Source organism: Micromonospora sp. CNZ280 (assembly GCF_011759515.1).
Genome location: NZ_JAAOYP010000001.1, coordinates 2,065,176 through 2,081,401 on the forward strand (window position 1 = coordinate 2,065,176; position 16,226 = coordinate 2,081,401).

Here is a 16,226-nt window from a genome sequence, read left to right on the forward strand (position 1 = left end):
CCCTCGCGCGTACGTCGGCGGCGGCGTCAGACCGCGAAGCCGGCCGGACGCTCGGTGGCCGGCGGCGGCGGGGTGGCCTTCCACAGCCCGGTCTTCTGACCGAACAACCGGCTCAGGTAGGCCGGGTTGAGCACCAGGTAGCGGTGCCAGAGCCGCCTGGGCTCCAGGCCGAGCCGCCAGAACCACTCCAGGCCGGCCCGCTGCATCCACGGCGGTGGCTTGCGCAGCAGCCCGGCGTGGTAGTCGAAGGCCGCGCCGACCGCCATCAGTGGCATGTCCAGCAGCGGCCGCATGGCGTACGCGAAGACCTCCTGGCGCGGGCAGCCGAGCCCGACCAGGACGAGCCGGGCGCCGCTGGCCTTGATCCGGTCGGCGATCTCGACGTCCTCGCCGGGCCGCACGGCGCGGAACTTGGACGGCTCCACCCCGGCGATCTTGAGGGCCGGGAACATCCGCTCCAGCGCGGGGATCAGCCGGGACAGGGTCTCCTCGGTGGAGCCGTAGAGGTAGACCGGCAGGCCCTCGTCGGCGAACCGGGAGAGCACGTGCAGGGTCAGCGTCGGGCCGTAGACCCGGTCGGTGAGGCCGGCGCCGTGCAGCAGGTTGAGCGCCCAGCGCACCGGCTGGCCGTCCGGGGTGACCACGTCGAAGGAGTTCAGCCGCGCGTTGTGCGCCCGGTCGAGCACCCCGGTCATCACCCCGTGCACGGCGAGCGCGGTCAGCGCCAGCGGCCGGCGTTCCTGAGCCGCGGCCACCACCTGCTCGGTGGCGGCGGCGTAGTCGGTGGCATCGACCAGGACGCCGAGGACGTTCCGCTTGCGGCTCGCGGTCATGCTCCGGGCACCCACTTGTCCACGTTGGCCTCGTAGATCTCCTGCATGATCATGGGTACGTCGTAGACCTGCTTCCACTCCGGGTAGTCGGCCTGGAAGGCCTCGTTGGAGCCGATCCACCACTTGTGGTCGCCGATCCGGTTCGCCTCGACGTACTCGGAGATCATCTCGTGGCCGGTGATCTCCTGGGCCAGCGTGAAGGCCTCGCGCATCGAGGTGTTGGAGTGCCGGCCGCCGCCGAGGTTGTAGACCGCCGCCGAGCGCGGGTTGCGGAAGAACGCCTCGAACGCCGAGACCACGTCCGAGCTGTGGATCGCGTCCCGCACCTGCTTGCCCTGGTAGCCGAAGATCTTGTACGTCCGGCGCTCCATGTTGGCCCGCATCACGTAGCCGAGGAAGCCGTGCAGTTCGGTGGCCGAGTGGGCCGGGCCGGTCAGCGTGCCGCCGCGGAAGCAGGCGGTGCGCATGTCGAAGTAGCGGCCGTACTCCTGCACCATCACGTCCGCGGCCACCTTGGAGGCGCCGAAGATCGAGTGCAGGCAGGAGTCGATCGACATGTCCTCGCGGATGCCCTGCTCGTACGGGTGCCCGGGCTCGATCTCCCAGCGGGTCTCCAGCTCCACCAGCGGCAGGCTGTTCGGCCGGTCGCCGTAGACCTTGTTGGTGGAGCAGTGGATGACCGGCGCCTCGATGCAGTGCTCGCGGACGTTCTGCAGCACGTTGAGGGTGCCGCCGGCGTTCACGTCGAAGTCGGTGAACGGGTCGCGCACCGCCCAGTCGTGCGAGGGCTGCGCGGCGGTGTGCACCACCACGGCGATGTCGGTGCCGTACCGGCGGAAGAGCTTCGCCAGCGCGTCCCGGTCGCGGATGTCGATGCTGTGGTGCGAGTACGCGCTCCCCAGCTCGTCGGTGAGCCGCCGGACGTTCCAGGCGGTCGACGCCTCCTCGCCGAAGAACTCCTGCCGCATGTCGTTGTCAATGCCGACGACGTCGAGACCGAGGCCGGCGAAGTGCCGGACCGCCTCGGAGCCGATCAGCCCGCCCGACCCGGTCACGAACGCGACACTCACACGCCACTCCTGGTCCATCGGAGGCAGAAACCATCGGAGCATAGCGTGACGTACGGCACGCCCCGATACGGAGCGAGGGCTCCGCATCGCTGCGGAGCCCTCGTCGTCATCTGGTGGGGAAGGGGGGAGTTGAACCCCCACGCCCTTTCGGGCACACGGACCTGAACCGTGCGCGTCTGCCATTCCGCCACTTCCCCGTGGCTCGACCTCGAACACTGTAGTCTGTGCCGGTCCTGCTGTCTCCAGCGGGGCCCGGCCAGGTTACCCGGCTCCGGTCGTCTGCCGCGACCGGTTACCGTTCGTCGAGCGGTTACCGTTCGTGGCGGACGAAAGAGTAGCACGACAACATCGGCCCGTCCGAACGGGCGGGCGCCAGCCGGCCGAGCGGCGTGTGAGCTGCGCGCGCCCCGGCCGGATACCATCATGTCCTCGGGACCCGAGGAGGAGCCGGTGAGCGTGCTGCAACGCTTCGAGAAGCGTCTGGAAGGCCTGGTCGAAGGGGCCTTCGCCAAGGTCTTCAAAGGGGTGGTCCACCCCGTGGAGATCCTCAACGCCATGCAGCGGGAGGCCGAGGCGCACAAGGCCATCCTGGCTGGTGGGCGCACGTTGGTGCCCAACCGCTACGTGATCGATCTCTCGCCGTACGACCACAGTCGGCTGGCGCCGTACGCCGCCGCGCTGGCCCAGGAACTGGCCCAGTCGCAGGCGGAGTTCATCGGCGAGCAGGCCTGGACGGTCTACGGCGACGTGATCGTCGAGGTCGAGCGCGGCGAGGGGCTGGACACCGGCATGTTCCGGGTCACCGCCGAGGTCTACACCGGCGGCGAGGTCGCCCCGGTCTCCGCGCCCGGCTACGACGCCGGCCCGCCCGCGTACCCCGCCTACGACCAGGGCGGCGGCTACGGCCCCCCGCCGGGGCACGGCGGCGGCCACAACGTCCGGCTGGTCTCCGGCGACGGGCGCACCTACCCGCTCCAGATGGGCTCGACCGTGATCGGCCGCGGCGACCAGGCCAACCTGCGCCTGCCGGACGTCGGCATCTCGCGGCGACACGCCCGGCTGGACTTCGACGGCGGCCAGGTCGTGCTGACCGACCTCGGGTCGACCAACGGCACGATGGTCAACGGCCAGCGGGTCTCCGCCGTCGCGCTCAACCCCGGGGACATGATCCAGCTGGGCACCACGACGCTGACCTTCCGCGTGGACGGCTGACCCGCCTTGCCGGAACTCGTCATCACCGTCGCCCGGTTCGGGTTCCTCATCCTGCTGTGGATCTTCGTGTTCACGGTGGTCGGCGTCATCCGCCGCGATCTCTTCGCGGGCGCCCGGTCGGGCCGGCTGGTGGCCGCGCCCCGGGCGGTCGGGGCGTCGACCGGGCAGGCGGCGAAGCCGGCGAAGGTGAAGCGGGGCAGGGCGGCGCACCAGCTGGTGGTCACCGCCGGTCAGCTGGCCGGCACCCGGATCACTCTCGGTGAAGCGCAGATCACCATCGGTCGGGCTGAGGACTCCACCCTCGTCATCACCGACGACTACGCCTCCGCGCGACACGCCCGGCTGGTGCCGCGCGACGGGCAGTGGTTCGTCGAGGATCTCGGCTCGACTAACGGGACGTACCTGGATCGCGCTAAGGTCACCGGACCAACCCCCGTCCCCCTCGGCGTGCCGATCCGGATCGGCCGCACTTCCCTCGAATTACGGCCATGACTCTGACCCTGCGCTATGCGGCCCACAGCGACCGCGGTCTGATCCGAGACGGTAACCAGGATTCCGTCTACGCCGGGCCGCGGCTACTCGCCGTCGCCGACGGCATGGGCGGCATGGCCGCCGGTGACGTCGCCAGCAACATCGTCATCGGCGCCATGGCGCCACTGGATGAGGACGTCCCCGGGGACGCCCTCGTGGACGCGCTGCGGTCGGCGGTGGGCACCGCCAACCAGCAGCTCCGCGACACCGTGGACGCCAACCCGCAGCTGGAGGGGATGGGCACCACGCTCACCGCCACCCTCTTCTCCGGCAGCAAGCTGGGCATGGTCCACATCGGTGACTCGCGTGCCTATCTGCTGCGCAACGGCGAGTTCGCGCAGATCACCAAGGACGACACCTACGTCCAGATGCTGGTCGACGAGGGTCGGATCAGCGCCGAGGAGGCGAGCAGCCACCCCCAGCGCTCGCTGCTGACCCGGGCGCTCGACGGCCGCGACATCGACCCGGAATACTCCGTCCGCCAGGTGCTGCCCGGCGACCGCTACCTGATCTGCAGCGACGGGCTCTCCGGCGTGGTCAGCGCGGACACCATCGCGGAGACCATGCGCGAGTACGCCGACCCGCAGCAGTGCGTGGAGCGGCTGGTGCAGCTCGCGCTCCGCGGCGGCGGTCCGGACAACATCACCGTGATCATCGCCGACGCCACCGACCAGGACATCGTCGAGGCCACCCCGATCGTCGGCGGCGCCGCCGCCCGCGACCGCGGCATGGCCACCTCCGCCGATGTCTCCACCCCGGCGGCCCGGGCCTCGGCGCTGTCCGCTCCCCGGCCCGCCGCTCCCGAGGAGCCGGCGGCGGCCGCCGAGGACGAGCCGGAGCGCCGCCGGCACCGGCCGGTACGCGCCGCAGCGATGACGCTCGCGTTGCTGGTGATCGTCGGTGGTGGCCTGTTCGGCGGGTGGAGCTACACCCAGCGGCAGTACTACGTCGGAGCGACGGAGGACGGCCAGGTGGCGGTGTTCCGGGGCATCCAGGGCCAGATCGCCGGGATGGACCTCTCCACCGTGCACTCCACCAGCCCGGCCGAGCTGGACGATCTCACCCTGGCCGCGCAGGAGCAGGTCAAGCAGGGCATCCCGGCCAAGAGCGAGCCGGACGCCGAGCGCCGCCTGGCCGAGCTGACCAGCGACAGCCCGACGAACCCGAACCTGAAGCCGATCTGCCCGCCGAGCCCGACGGTGACGGCGGCGGCCACCGGCGCGACGCCGACCCCGGGCGCGTCGTCGCCGGGCGCGACGCCCGGTCCCGCCACCGGCAGCCCGACGCCCACCGGCGCGCCGAGCGGTAGCGCCGCGCCGGCCAGCACGCCCGACGCACCGCCCTCCGACACCATCGCGCCGGCACTGGATCCGGCCGCCTGCCGGTCGCCCGAATAGGCGCCGGCTCGAACCCGAGGACGATCGTGACCGCACCGGCCACTCCGGCATCCTCGCCCGCCACCACGGGCGAGCAGCCCGGCGTACGCCTGGCCCGGTCCCGGCGCAACGCCGAGCTGTCGCTGCTGCTGCTGGCGATGGGTCTGGTGGCCGCGTACGGGGCGATGGTCGAGGCGAAGGTGCTCGACACGGTCACCCCCGACTTCTGGATCCCGGCCGCCGCGCTCACCGCTGTCTTCCTCGGCCTGCACCTGGTGATCCGGTTCCTCGCGCCGTTCGCCGACCCGGCCCTGCTGCCGGCGGTCGCCCTGCTCAACGGCATCGGGGTGGGCTTCCTGCGCCGGCTCGACCTCGGGGAGGCGCTTCCCGCCGACCGGGAGAACCTGGCCATCTTCGCCGGCACGGGTGGCCGGCAACTGGCCTGGACGCTGCTCTCGGTCATCCTGGCCGCCGGGCTGCTCGCCCTGATGCGCGACCACCGGTCGGTCTCCCGGTACGCGTACACCCTGGGGCTGGCCGGCATCGTGCTGGTGATGATCCCGGCGGTGCTGCCCAGCCGATACTCGGAGATCAACGGCGCCAAGCTGTGGATCAAGTTCGGCGAGACGTTCTCGATCCAGCCCGGCGAGTTCGCCAAGCTGGCGCTGCTGGCCTTCTTCGCCTACTACCTGGTGCGCAAGCGCGAGGTGCTGTCGCTGGCCAGCCGCCGGTTCCTCGGCATCGACTTCCCCCGCGGGCGCGACCTCGGCCCGGTCGTGGTGGTCTGGCTGATCAGCCTCCTGGTCCTCATCTTCGAAAAGGACCTGGGTACCTCGCTGCTCTACTTCGGCATGTTCGTGGTGACGCTCTACATCGCCACCGAACGGGTCAGCTGGCTACTCATCGGCCTGGTGCTCTTCTTCGGCGGCGCCTACCTGGCGTACGTGCTGGGCGACCTCGTCGGCGGCCCCTTCGCCAACTTCTACCTGCGGGCGCAGATCTGGCTGGACCCGTTCGCCGACCCCCACGACGACGGCTACCAGCTGGTGCAGGGGCTGCTCGCGCTGGGCACCGGCGGGCTGTTCGGCGCCGGGCCGGGCGGCGGCCAGCCGGGCCTGCTGCCCGAGGTGCAGAACGACTTCATCTTCGCCGGCATCGGCGAGGAGATCGGCCTGTTCGGTCTCTCCGCGCTGCTCGTGGTCTACCTGCTGATCGTCGAGCGGGGGCTGCGCGCCGCGCTGGCGGTACGGGACTCGTTCGGCAAGCTGCTCGCCGGCGGCCTGGCCTTCACCCTCGGCCTGCAGGTCTTCGTGATCGTCGGCGGGATCAGCAAGCTCATCCCGCTGACCGGCCAGACCACCCCGTTCCTCTCCGCCGGTGGCTCGTCGCTGATGGCGAACTGGCTGCTGATCGCGGTGCTGCTGCGGGTCTCCGACGCGGCCCGCCGCCCGGTCACCGGCGGCGGCGGGCCGGTCCGACCCTCCGGCGGCCGGCCGGAGCAACTGCACGGTGCTCCCACGGAGGTGATCAGGCCGTGAACGCACCCCTGCGCCGGGTCGGCGTCGTCGTGATGATCCTCTTCGGGCTGCTCTTCGCGAACCTGAACTGGATCCAGGCCTACAAGGCGGACGAATACCGCACCAGCGACTACAACGGTCGGGTCCAGGTCGCCGAGTACGAGCGCAAGCGCGGCAACATCGAGGCCGGCGGCACCGCGTTCGCGGTCAGCAAGGAGACCGACGGCGAGCTGAAGTACCAGCGCACCTACCCGGGCGGCGCCAAGTACGCGCACGTGCTCGGCTACAAGCCGGTCAACCTCGCGGACACCGGCATCGAGCGGAGTGAGAACGACTTCCTCGCCGGCACCAGCGACCAGCTCTTCATCGACCGGTTCAAGGACATGTTCACCGGCGACCAGACCGCCGGCGGCAACGTGCTGCTGACCATCTCCAAGCGTGCCCAGGACGTCGCGTACGACCAGCTGCGCAACAACAAGGAGGGGGTCAGCAAGGGGGCGGCGATCGCCATCGACCCGCGTACCGGGGCGGTGCAGGCGCTCGTCTCCATGCCGAGCTTCGACCCGAACCCGCTGACCAGCCACGACACCAAGGCGGCGACCGCGGCGTACAACAAGCTGGAGCAGGACGCGGACCGCCCGCTGAGCAACCGGGCGCTCGGCGAGGTGCTGCCGCCCGGCTCCACCTTCAAGATCGTGGTAGCGGCCGCGGCGCTGGAGAACGGCGTCGGCAAGAACACCCAGATCCCGGCCGGCGCCAGCTTCACCCCGCCGACCTCCGGCACCCCGATCCGGAACGCCGACCCGTCGATCTGCCCGGAGGCGCAGGTCACCCTCCTCGAAGCGGTCACCGAGTCGTGCAACACCGGTTTCGCCCAGCTCGGCATCCGCCTCGGCGCCGACGCCATCAAGGAGAAGGCCCGCCAGTTCGGCTTCGAGCAGGACGACCTCACCGTCGGCCAGCTCGGCGAGGGCGGGCACCCGGTGGCGGCCAGCCGTACCGGCGACATGCAGAACGCCGACGGCGGGGACGACCCGGCGGCGCTCGCCCAGTCCTCCATCGGCCAGCGCGACGTCCGGATGACCCCGCTGGAAGGGGCGATGATTGCCGCGTCGGTCGCCAACGGCGGCAGCCAGATGCGGCCCTACCTGGTCCGCCAGCTGCTCGGCCCGGACCGCACCACCAGCTACTACACCGCCAACCCGCGGGAGCTGCGCCAGCCGGTCAGCGGCCAGGTCGCCGCCGACCTGCGGGAGATGATGGTCAGCGTGGTCGAGAAGGGCACCGGCCGCAACGCGCGGATCAACGGCTACACCGTCGGCGGCAAGACCGGCACCGCCCAGTCCGGCCCGCAGACCCGCGACCACGGCTGGTTCATCGGCTTCGCGCTCGACAAGAACGGCACCCCGGTCTCCGCGGTCTGCGTCCTGCTGGAGGAGGCGGGTGGCAGCGCCGAGGCCGCCCGGATCGGTGGCCAGATCATGCGAGCGGCGATCACCGACCCGGGGGGCCGCTGACATGCTCAGCCCCGGCGTGCTGCTCGGCAACCGATACCGCCTCGACGAGCGGATCGCCAGCGGCGGCATGGGCGACGTCTGGCGCGGCACCGACCAGGTGCTCGGTCGGACGGTCGCGGTGAAGAGCCTGCTCCCCGCGCTGCTGGACGAGCCCGGCTTCGCGGAGCGGTTCCGCGGCGAGGCCCGCACCATGGCCACCATCAACCACCCGGGCGTGGTCGACGTCTACGACTTCGGCAACGACCAGCAGATCGCCTTCCTGGTGATGGAGTACGTCGAGGGCGACGCGCTGTCGGCCACCCTGAACCGGGTCGGCCGGCTCACCCCGGCCCGGACGATGGCCCTGATGGCCCAGGCGGCCGACGCGCTGCACGCCGCGCACGAGAAGGGCATCGTGCACCGGGACGTCAAGCCCGGCAACCTGCTGGTCCGGCCGAACGGCACGCTGGTGCTGACCGACTTCGGCATCGCCCGCTCCGACCTGGTCGGGCAGCTCACCGCGGCCGGCTCGGTGCTCGGCACCGCCTCGTACATCTCACCGGAGCAGGCCACCGGCGGGGTCGCCACCCCCGCCTCGGACGTCTACGCCCTCGGCGTGGTCGCCTACCAGTGCCTCGCCGGACGGCGGCCGTTCGAGGGCGACAACCCCCTCGAGATCGCCATGCGGCACGTCCGGGAGGCCCCCCGGCCGCTGCCCGCCGACATCCCGCCGCAGGTCCGAGCCGTGGTCGAGCGGGCCCTGGCCAAGGACCCGGCCGCCCGCTGGCCCAGCGCCGCCGCGCTGGCCGGGGTGGCCCGGCAGCTGAAGGTCGCGCTCTCCCAGCAGGCCCGGGCCGCCGGCCAGGCCAGCCCGGTCTCCGCCGCCCCGTCCTCGCCGGCCGCCCCGGCCGCCCGCGCCCAGGTACGCCCGCCGACGGCGGTGGCCCGGCCGCCGGCCGCCGCGCCGCAGCAGCCCCGCCCGCCGGTCACGCCGCGCACGACGGCCGCGCCGCAGCGCCCCACCGCGGTCGCGCCGGCCGCGCCGCCCCGCGCGCCGGTGGCCCAGGCCGGCTACCCGCGCGGCGCCGCCCCGGTGCCCCCACCCGCCGCGGCACGCCCGATGGCGTACGCCCCGCAGCCGGCCCCCCGCCGGTCCCGACCCGGCATGGTGTTCGTCGCCATCCTCCTGGCCGTACTGGTACTGATCTGTTCCGGCGTGATTTCCTACAGTCTGCGGAAGGGCACGCAGTCGGGCGCGCTCGCCCCGCAGACGGTGACGTCCGGCGCGCTACGGTTCGACGGGCGCGACGATCCGGCCGAATGGTCGTACCGTCGACAGGTACGGCCCGGGCCGGGCAGCGGCGAGACGACGACGAGCGAAGGACGACAGACGCGATGACAGCGCAGGCCCGCCTGCTCGGTGGCAGGTACCAGGTCGGCGAGCTGCTCGGCTACGGCGGCATGGCCGAGGTGCACCGCGGTCGCGACCTCCGGCTCGGGCGGGATGTCGCGATCAAGATGCTTCGGGCGGATCTGGCCCGGGACGCCACCTTCCAGATGCGGTTCCGCCGCGAGGCGCAGAACGCCGCGTCGCTCAACCACCCGGCGATCGTGGCCGTCTACGACACCGGCGAGGAGACCGCGCCGACCGGCGAGACGCTGCCGTTCATCGTGATGGAGTTCGTCAACGGGCGGACCCTCAAGGAGGTACTCGGCGCCGAGGGGCGGCTCCAGCCGCGCCGGGCACTGGAGATCTGCGCCGACATGTGCGCGGCGCTGGAGTTCAGCCACCGGCACGGCATCATCCACCGGGACATCAAGCCCGGCAACGTGATGTTGACCCAGACCGGCCAGGTCAAGGTCATGGACTTCGGCATCGCCCGGGCGCTGGCCAGCGGCGCCACCACCATGACGCAGACCAGCGCGGTGATCGGCACGGCGCAGTACCTCTCCCCGGAGCAGGCTCGGGGCGAGGCGGTGGACGCCCGCTCGGACGTCTACGCCGCCGGCTGCGTGCTCTTCGAACTGCTCTGCGGCCACCCGCCGTTCGTCGGGGACAGCCCGGTCAGCGTCGCCTACCAGCACGTGCGGGAGGCGCCGCCGACGCCGAGCGACATCAACCCGGACGTCAACCCGGCGGTCGACGCGATCGTGCTCAAGGCGCTGTCGAAGAACCCACTCAACCGCTACCAGAGCGCCGGCGAGATGCGCGCCGACCTGCTCCGCGCGGCCGCCGGCCGGCCGGTGCTGGCCACCCCGGTGATGCGCGAGGACGAGACCATGCCGATGGCGCCGGCCGCCGGCGCGGCGGGCTACCCGCCGGCCCCTGGCGCGCCGCAGACCCGGCAGATCCCGGCCCGGGTCGGCGACCCGCGCCAGCGAAAGGCGTCGTCCTGGCTGATCGCCACCTTCTCCGCGGTCGGCGTGCTCGCGGTGATCGCCCTGGTCGCCGCGCTGCTCTGGAGCCAGCAGGCGGAGAAGCAGGTCACCGTGCCCACGGTGACCGGTCTGACCCAGGCCCAGGCGTTCGCCGAGATCCAGCAGGCCGGCCTGGTCCCCCAGGCCGGCGACCAGATCTTCAACGCCACCTGCCAGAAGGGCACGGTCGCCCAGCAGAACCCGCTTCCGAACGCCCGGATCGAGGCGAACCAGGTGGTCACGGTCCAGGTCTGCGGCGGCCCGGCGACGAAGGCCGTCCCGTCCGGGCTCGAGGGCGCGACGTACGAGAACGCGAAGGAGCGGCTGGAGAAGGAGGGCTTCGTGGTCGACCGGAAGGAGGCGGACAGCCCGGAGCGGAAGGAGACCGTGCTCAAGGTGTCGCCGACCGAGGGCACGGCGGTCGCGGAGGGCGCGACGGTCACGCTCACCGTCTCCAAGGGCAACGTCGTCCAGGTGCCGAACGTCCTCAACGCCACCGAGGAGGACGCCCGGGACGAGCTGGAGGACGCCGGCTACCGCGTGAACGTGGAGCAGGGCGACGAGGTACCGGCGGACCGCGCGGGTCGGGTGCAGTCGCAGAATCCGAAGGCCGGTGAACCCCTGGCGAAGGGCAAGACGGTGACCATCGTGGTCAGCGTGCCGGAGGTGGTCGACCCGACGCCGACCGGCACGGCGACCCCCACGCCGACGAACACGCCCGACGGCAGTGGTGGCGGCTTCCCGCTCTTCCCGACGAGCCCGCCGGCCCGCCTCTCCGACGACTGATGCGGCGTCCACCTCGGCGGGACAGGGCGGACCGGTGAGGTTTCGCCGGCTCAGCGGAAGCAGTCGGTGAGAGCCGTAGCCGGCCTGACGGGCTGGGCGGGCCGATGGCGGCGGCACCTGGTACGCGGGGTCGCGCTGGGCCTAACCGCGCTGCTGCTGACCAGCCTTCCGTGGCTGTGGACGACGATCGGCGCGTACGGGCACGTGTACGACGAGGCGGAGGCGCCCGTTGCCGACGTGGTGATCGTCCTGGGCACCGCGGTGGCGGCGGACGGGCGGCAACCGGGGGACCGGCTCGCCGGCCGCCTGGAGACGGCTGCCGAGCTGGTGCACAGCCAGCGCGCCCGGGTGGTGTTGGTCTCGGGCGACGGGGGCGGGACGTCCGGTGACGAGCCGGCGGCGATGACCTCGTACCTGACCGAGCGGCTCGGTGTCGATCCGGGCCGCGTCGTGGCCGACCCGTTCGGCCTGGACACGTACGACAGCTGTGCGCGAGCGCGGGAGGTGTACGGCGTCGAGCGGGCCCTGATCGTGACCCAGTCCTACCACCTGTCACGAGCGGTGACGCTGTGCCGACACCTCGGCCTCGATGTCGACGGAGTGGCCGCCCGCTGCTCCGGCTGCGGGTCCGCCGTGCTCGTCGGGAAAGCGGTCCGGGACTACTTCGCCAGTGGCAAGGCGGCGTGGGACGCGTTCCGACGCAGGCCGCCGGCGGTCCACTCGCCCGCGAACCCGGGCGTCCAGGACGCGCTGAAGGGCTGACCGCCCGACCGGTCAGGCGGTGGCGAAGGCGGCGCGGCGGCGGGCGTCCACCTCGGCGGCGAGTTCCGGGGCGCGCTCCAGCGCCTCCGGGTGACCGCAGCCGGCCAGCCAGTTCGCCAGCATCAGGTGGCCGCCCTCGGTGAGCACCGACTCCGGGTGGAACTGGACGCCCTCGATCGGCAGCGTGCGGTGGCGCATCGCCATCACCACGCCGGAGCCGGTCCAGCCGGTGACCTCCAGCTCGCTCGGCAGCGTCTCGGGCAGCACGGCCAGCGAGTGGTAGCGGGTCGCGGTGAACGGGTCGGGCAGGCCGGCGAGCACCCCGACCCCGTCGTGCCGCACCTCGGAGGTCTTGCCGTGCAGCAGCTCGGGGGCGCGGGCCACGGTGGCGCCGAACGCCTCGCCGATCGCCTGGTGGCCGAGGCAGACCCCGAAGATCGGCAGCTCGCCGGCGTAGGCGCGGATGACGTCGAGGCAGATGCCGGCCCGGTCGGGGCTGCCCGGCCCGGGCGAGAGCAGGACGCCGGCCGCGCCGACCCGCCCCACCTCGGCCACGTCGATCTCGTCGTTGCGGCGTACCTCGCATTGCACGCCGAGCTGGCCCAGGTACTGCACCAGGTTGAAGACGAACGAGTCGTAGTTGTCGATCACCAGGACGCGCATCGACTCACCTGTCCGGAGAGGGGGGCGGGGTGTTGTTCCGCTCGGTGTCGTACGGCAGGTCGTGCTCGTCGCCCGAGGGCGCGTCCCCCGGCACCACGTCGCCACCGGGGTCACCGGGTACGCCGGAGTCCTGGGTGACCTGCACGTCGTCGAAGGGCAGCAGGGGCTCGGCCCAGGGGAATACCACGTACCAGAGCAGGGCCACCATCGCGGCGGCGATCAGGACGCTGCCGGCGAGCTTGCCGGGCAGCCCGAACGGGAGCTTCCGCCAGATCCAGGCGTACACGGTCAGCCTCCCAGCTCCGCCGGGCGACCCGCCGACTTCGGCTGGGACCGGTCCAGCTCGGCGTGGATGATCAGCCGCTGGTAGTTGTCGAACTTCGGGTTGCAGGTGGTCAGCGTGAGCATCCGCTTGGTCGGCCTGTCGCCCGGCTTGCCCGGCACCGGCGCCACCACCTCGACCTGGGTCGGCTTCACGATGTGGTTGCGGGTCACCTTGTAGACGTACCAGGTGGTCCTGTCCTCGACCACGATGGTGTCGCCGTCGTGCAGTTCGTCCAGCCGCCAGAAGGTGGCCCGGTTGCGGTGCCCGGCCACCGAGAAGTTGCCCACCTGGCCGGGCATGGCGCTGGTCGGGTAGTGGCCCGGGGCGTACCGGATGTCCTTCTGGGTGACGCCCTCGACGACCACCCAGTTCTTGTCCAGCTTCGGGATGTAGAGGCCGGCGATCGGCTTGCCCTGCACCGGCGGCTTGGGCTTGGCGGTCGGGCTGGCGCTGGCCGACGGCGCCACGGTGGGGTCGCCGTCCGGCCCCCACGCCTGCGCCAACTGCTGGCTGAGGTCGTTCTGGTGGGCGTCCACGATCGCCGACTTGCCCCACACCTCGTAGCCGGCGAAGAGGAGCACCACCAGCCCGAACGTGATCAGCACCTCGCCGGTGACCCGGATGCCGGTGCGCAGCCGGGAGGCGAGCGACGGGCGGGTCAGCTCCGAGTACACGCTCCGGTAGCCCTCGCCGGTCTGCTCCGGCCGGAGCTGGACCACCCGCTCACCACGGCGCGGGCGGGCCGGCTCGTCGACGTTCTCCGAGTCGTCGCCCGACTCGGTGCGCGGCGGGCGCGGGACGGCGCCCATCAGCGCGGTCGAGTCGAGGGCGGGCGGGCCGCCCGGCGTACGCCCGGTGACGGCCGGGATCAGCGCGGTGGCCGCGGGGTCGGCGGTGCGGTCCGGGCTGGCCGGGGAGACCGGGGCGGCCGGTCCGGCGGGGCGGGCGACCTGCGGAAGGAACGCGGTCGGCGCGTCCGTGCCGGGCGTGGGTCGCCCGGCCGGGGTCTCGGCGCGGTCGGCGAGCGGGTTCGTGGTCGGGCCGGACCGGGCGGGCGAGACCGGCCGGTCGGTGTCGAGCGGCGCGCCGGGGAGGTCCGGTGCCGCCGGGCCGCGTGGCGTGAGCGGGGCCGCCGGCCGGAGCGTGCCCTTGCCGGGCCACGGCGGCGGCGCACCGGCGTGACCCGGCCCCGTGGCGGCCTGGGGGCCGGCGTGACTCGGCCCCACGGGCCGCGCGGCATCGCCCGACCACGCCGGACCGGTGGAGTCGGCCGGGTCGGTGACCGGTTCCGGGCCGGCCGGATCGGCGAACCAGCCCGCCCCCGCGGCGGGGGTCGGGTCGGCGGGCCGAGCCCGTTCCGTGGACGGCCCGGGCCGGACGCCCTCGGCGGGCCGGGCCGGATCGGTGCCGCGCCGTGCCGCAGCGGGACGGGACTCCCCGACGGGCCCGGCGGCCTGGGCGGGCCAGGCCGGATCGCTGGTGCGTGCCGTGGCAGCGGGATGGTTCGACCCGGCGGACTCGGCGGGCCAGGCCGGCTGGTTGGCGCGGCTGGGCTCGGCGGGACGCGGCAGGTCGACGGGGTCGCGCTCGGGGGCCTGGCGGCCGCCCGACCGCTCGGCCGCCACGCCGCGCGGCGGGACCGGATCCGGCCAGCCGCCCGTCGGGCGGGGCGTCGGAGCGGGCCGGTCGGTCTTGGGGATGAACGCGGTCGGCTCGTCGGCCGGATTGCGGTGCCGCCCGTCCCGGCCCTCCCACCAGTCCTCCGGCGCGCGACTCACCGCGGCACCGTCGCCGAACGCAGGGCGGTCGAGTCCTCGAACGCCGGGACGGTCACCGTGGAGACGGTCTCCTTGTAGCCGAGCTGGTAGTGGTCGACCGCGTCCTTGAACAACCGGACTCCCTCAGAGCCGGCGAGGGCCTGCTGGAGGGCAGCGGGATCGCCGATTGCTACGATCTTGAATGGTGGGGAGTACACCCGACCGTGCAGCAGCAGGGTGTTACCCACGCAGCGTACCGCGCTGGTGGCGAGCACGCGGACGTTCATGATTGACATGGCCTCCGCGCCGCCGGCCCAGAGCGCGTTCACCACCGCCTGGACGTCGCCCTGGTGGACGACCAGGTAGTCGTTGCTGACCCCTTCGGGCAGGTTCTGCTCGCTGCGCCGGGGCGCGTCGTTGAGTTCCACGGTGACGCCGGGCCCGGTGAGGGCGGTGAAGCCGGCGGCCTCCCGGGTGGCGGCGGCCCGCTGCTGCTGCTCCTTGATCGGCCCGTCGGTGTCGGCCAGCGCGTTGGTCTGCTGCTCCACCTCGTCGCGGAGCGTCGCGGCCCGGCGCTCGCTCGCCGCCACCTGCTCGCGGCGGTCCTCGATCAGCTGGTTGAGCTGGGGTCGCCGGTCCTCGCGCAGCGCGGTGCCGCCGGCCGTGGTGGCGGTGGTGGTGAAGAGCAGTCCGGCCGCGGCGGCGATCAGCGGCACGCCGATCGACCAGCCCGGTCGTCGCTGCCGGGGTCGCCGGGGCAGCAGCCCGGCGACGGCCCGCCGGAGCACCTTCTGCCAGGAGGCCGCGCCGGATGTGTACTCCACCGAGCGTTCCTTCCGCGTCGTCTGGTTTCCGCCCGGCACCGCGCGAGCTGGTGCGGTGACCGATCCGCCGCACATTTTTCGGTCACCCGGTGCACCGGCCTGACCCCATTCGTGGCCCGGACGGGTCTTCGGGACTACGCTAGCTGTCGAACATTATTGGCCATGGACCGTCGCCCCCGCGCCCGGTTGTCAGGCCGGACGAGGTCAGTCATCCCCTCTGGAGAGCGTCGTGCCCAAGTCTCAGGTCCGCAAGAAGAAGGTGTACACCCCGCCGACGGACGTGCGTCCGACGGCGACGGCGGCGACGCGTAAGCCTAGCCCGGTGTGGTTGCCGATCACCGCGGTCGCGCTCATCGTCGCCGGTATCGGTTGGCTGGTGGTCTACTACCTGTCCGAGCAGGAGTACCCGGTCATGTCGTGGGGTTACTGGAACCTCGCGGTCGGCTTCGGCGCGATGGTCGCCTCGCTCCTGCTGCTCTCCCGCTGGCGCTGACGCCCGACGGCCGCGCGGACCGCGCGCAGCGGCACCCAGGGGCAGCGTGGACCGCGCGCCGCAGCGCAGGGCCGCCGTGGCCCGGGCGACCGCACCCGAGCCGTCCGGCCTCCCTGTGCGGCAATCCACATCACTCGACGCGGCCCCTGCCCGGCGGTTCCGG

The 16,226-nt window shown here is 72.8% G+C and carries 15 protein-coding genes and 1 tRNA gene; 9 read left to right on the forward strand and 7 right to left on the reverse strand.

Going from position 1 to position 16,226, the window contains the following annotated elements; genetic code table 11:
• Positions 1-26: 26 nt before the first annotated feature.
• The 3 genes from FHX32_RS09815 to FHX32_RS09825 form a co-directional block, all read right to left on the reverse strand.
• On the reverse strand, positions 27-833 hold the full coding sequence (locus FHX32_RS09815; RefSeq protein ID WP_167180420.1) for a WecB/TagA/CpsF family glycosyltransferase: 807 nt from the start codon (positions 831-833) through the stop codon (positions 27-29).
• Positions 830-1,945, reverse strand: a complete 1,116-nt coding sequence (locus FHX32_RS09820; RefSeq protein ID WP_208418026.1) for an NAD-dependent epimerase/dehydratase family protein — start codon at positions 1,943-1,945, stop codon at positions 830-832. The genes FHX32_RS09815 and FHX32_RS09820 overlap by 4 nt, the downstream gene beginning before the upstream one ends.
• Before the next feature lie 69 nt (positions 1,946-2,014).
• Positions 2,015-2,100: transfer RNA gene (locus tag FHX32_RS09825), tRNA-Leu, on the reverse strand.
• Between the two features lie 226 nt (positions 2,101-2,326).
• Here FHX32_RS09825 and FHX32_RS09830 point away from each other — a divergent pair.
• The 8 genes from FHX32_RS09830 (at position 2,327) to FHX32_RS09865 (ending at position 12,001) form a co-directional block, all read left to right on the forward strand.
• Complete coding sequence (locus FHX32_RS09830) at positions 2,327-3,115, forward strand: DUF3662 and FHA domain-containing protein (RefSeq protein ID WP_167180422.1); 789 nt, start codon at positions 2,327-2,329, stop codon at positions 3,113-3,115.
• A 6-nt stretch (positions 3,116-3,121) separates the two neighbouring features.
• The gene (locus FHX32_RS09835) at positions 3,122-3,607 is read left to right on the forward strand and encodes an FHA domain-containing protein FhaB/FipA (protein ID WP_074315675.1); all 486 of its coding nucleotides are present in this window, start codon (positions 3,122-3,124) and stop codon (positions 3,605-3,607) included.
• Positions 3,604-5,043 carry a protein phosphatase 2C domain-containing protein gene (locus FHX32_RS09840; protein WP_167180423.1) on the forward strand — a complete coding sequence of 480 codons (1,440 nt, stop codon included), beginning with the start codon at positions 3,604-3,606 and terminating at the stop codon, positions 5,041-5,043. The genes FHX32_RS09835 and FHX32_RS09840 overlap by 4 nt, the downstream gene beginning before the upstream one ends.
• A 26-nt stretch (positions 5,044-5,069) precedes the next feature.
• On the forward strand, positions 5,070-6,560 hold the full coding sequence (locus tag FHX32_RS09845) for an FtsW/RodA/SpoVE family cell cycle protein (RefSeq protein ID WP_167180424.1): 1,491 nt from the start codon (positions 5,070-5,072) through the stop codon (positions 6,558-6,560).
• The gene (locus FHX32_RS09850; RefSeq protein ID WP_167180425.1) at positions 6,557-8,056 is read left to right on the forward strand and encodes a peptidoglycan D,D-transpeptidase FtsI family protein; all 1,500 of its coding nucleotides are present in this window, start codon (positions 6,557-6,559) and stop codon (positions 8,054-8,056) included. The genes FHX32_RS09845 and FHX32_RS09850 overlap by 4 nt, the downstream gene beginning before the upstream one ends.
• 1 nt (position 8,057) lies before the next feature.
• A complete protein-coding gene (locus FHX32_RS09855) occupies positions 8,058-9,434 on the forward strand; it encodes a serine/threonine-protein kinase (protein WP_167180426.1) in 1,377 nt (458 codons plus the stop codon).
• Positions 9,431-11,239 carry a Stk1 family PASTA domain-containing Ser/Thr kinase gene (gene pknB, locus FHX32_RS09860; RefSeq protein ID WP_167180427.1) on the forward strand — a complete coding sequence of 603 codons (1,809 nt, stop codon included), beginning with the start codon at positions 9,431-9,433 and terminating at the stop codon, positions 11,237-11,239. Before FHX32_RS09855 ends, pknB begins: the two co-directional genes overlap by 4 nt.
• 66 nt (positions 11,240-11,305) lie before the next feature.
• Complete coding sequence (locus tag FHX32_RS09865) at positions 11,306-12,001, forward strand: ElyC/SanA/YdcF family protein (protein WP_167180428.1); 696 nt, start codon at positions 11,306-11,308, stop codon at positions 11,999-12,001.
• 12 nt (positions 12,002-12,013) lie between these two features.
• On the opposite strand, the gene FHX32_RS09870 is transcribed toward FHX32_RS09865, so the two are convergent.
• The 4 genes from FHX32_RS09870 to FHX32_RS09885 are packed head-to-tail and all read right to left on the reverse strand — an operon-like array spanning position 12,014 to position 15,570.
• Positions 12,014-12,664, reverse strand: coding sequence for an aminodeoxychorismate/anthranilate synthase component II (locus FHX32_RS09870; protein ID WP_167180429.1), 651 nt, complete (start codon positions 12,662-12,664; stop codon positions 12,014-12,016).
• 4 nt (positions 12,665-12,668) lie between these two features.
• The gene (locus FHX32_RS09875) at positions 12,669-12,950 is read right to left on the reverse strand and encodes a hypothetical protein (protein ID WP_167180430.1); all 282 of its coding nucleotides are present in this window, start codon (positions 12,948-12,950) and stop codon (positions 12,669-12,671) included.
• Between the two features lie 2 nt (positions 12,951-12,952).
• Positions 12,953-14,767, reverse strand: coding sequence for a class E sortase (locus FHX32_RS09880; protein WP_486480985.1), 1,815 nt, complete (start codon positions 14,765-14,767; stop codon positions 12,953-12,955).
• Positions 14,764-15,570 carry a DUF881 domain-containing protein gene (locus FHX32_RS09885; protein WP_167180431.1) on the reverse strand — a complete coding sequence of 269 codons (807 nt, stop codon included), beginning with the start codon at positions 15,568-15,570 and terminating at the stop codon, positions 14,764-14,766. Before FHX32_RS09885 ends, FHX32_RS09880 begins: the two co-directional genes overlap by 4 nt.
• A gap of 229 nt (positions 15,571-15,799) precedes the next feature.
• Here FHX32_RS09885 and FHX32_RS09890 point away from each other — a divergent pair, with 229 nt between their 5' ends.
• On the forward strand, positions 15,800-16,063 hold the full coding sequence (locus FHX32_RS09890) for a cell division protein CrgA (RefSeq protein ID WP_167180432.1): 264 nt from the start codon (positions 15,800-15,802) through the stop codon (positions 16,061-16,063).
• Positions 16,064-16,226 lie beyond the last annotated feature (163 nt).

Bases quoted from the DNA above. Each gene is read 5' to 3' on its own strand.
- FHX32_RS09815 (WP_167180420.1), bottom strand. From the start codon at position 833: ATGACCGCGAGCCGCAAGCGGAACGTCCTCGGCGTCCTGGTCGATGCC.
- FHX32_RS09820 (WP_208418026.1), bottom strand. From the start codon at position 1,945: ATGCTCCGATGGTTTCTGCCTCCGATGGACCAGGAGTGGCGTGTGAGT.
- FHX32_RS09830 (WP_167180422.1), top strand. From the start codon at position 2,327: ATGTCCTCGGGACCCGAGGAGGAGCCGGTGAGCGTGCTGCAACGCTTC.
- FHX32_RS09840 (WP_167180423.1), top strand. From the start codon at position 3,604: ATGACTCTGACCCTGCGCTATGCGGCCCACAGCGACCGCGGTCTGATC.
- FHX32_RS09855 (WP_167180426.1), top strand. From the start codon at position 8,058: ATGCTCAGCCCCGGCGTGCTGCTCGGCAACCGATACCGCCTCGACGAG.
- pknB (WP_167180427.1), top strand. From the start codon at position 9,431: ATGACAGCGCAGGCCCGCCTGCTCGGTGGCAGGTACCAGGTCGGCGAG.
- FHX32_RS09870 (WP_167180429.1), bottom strand. From the start codon at position 12,664: ATGCGCGTCCTGGTGATCGACAACTACGACTCGTTCGTCTTCAACCTG.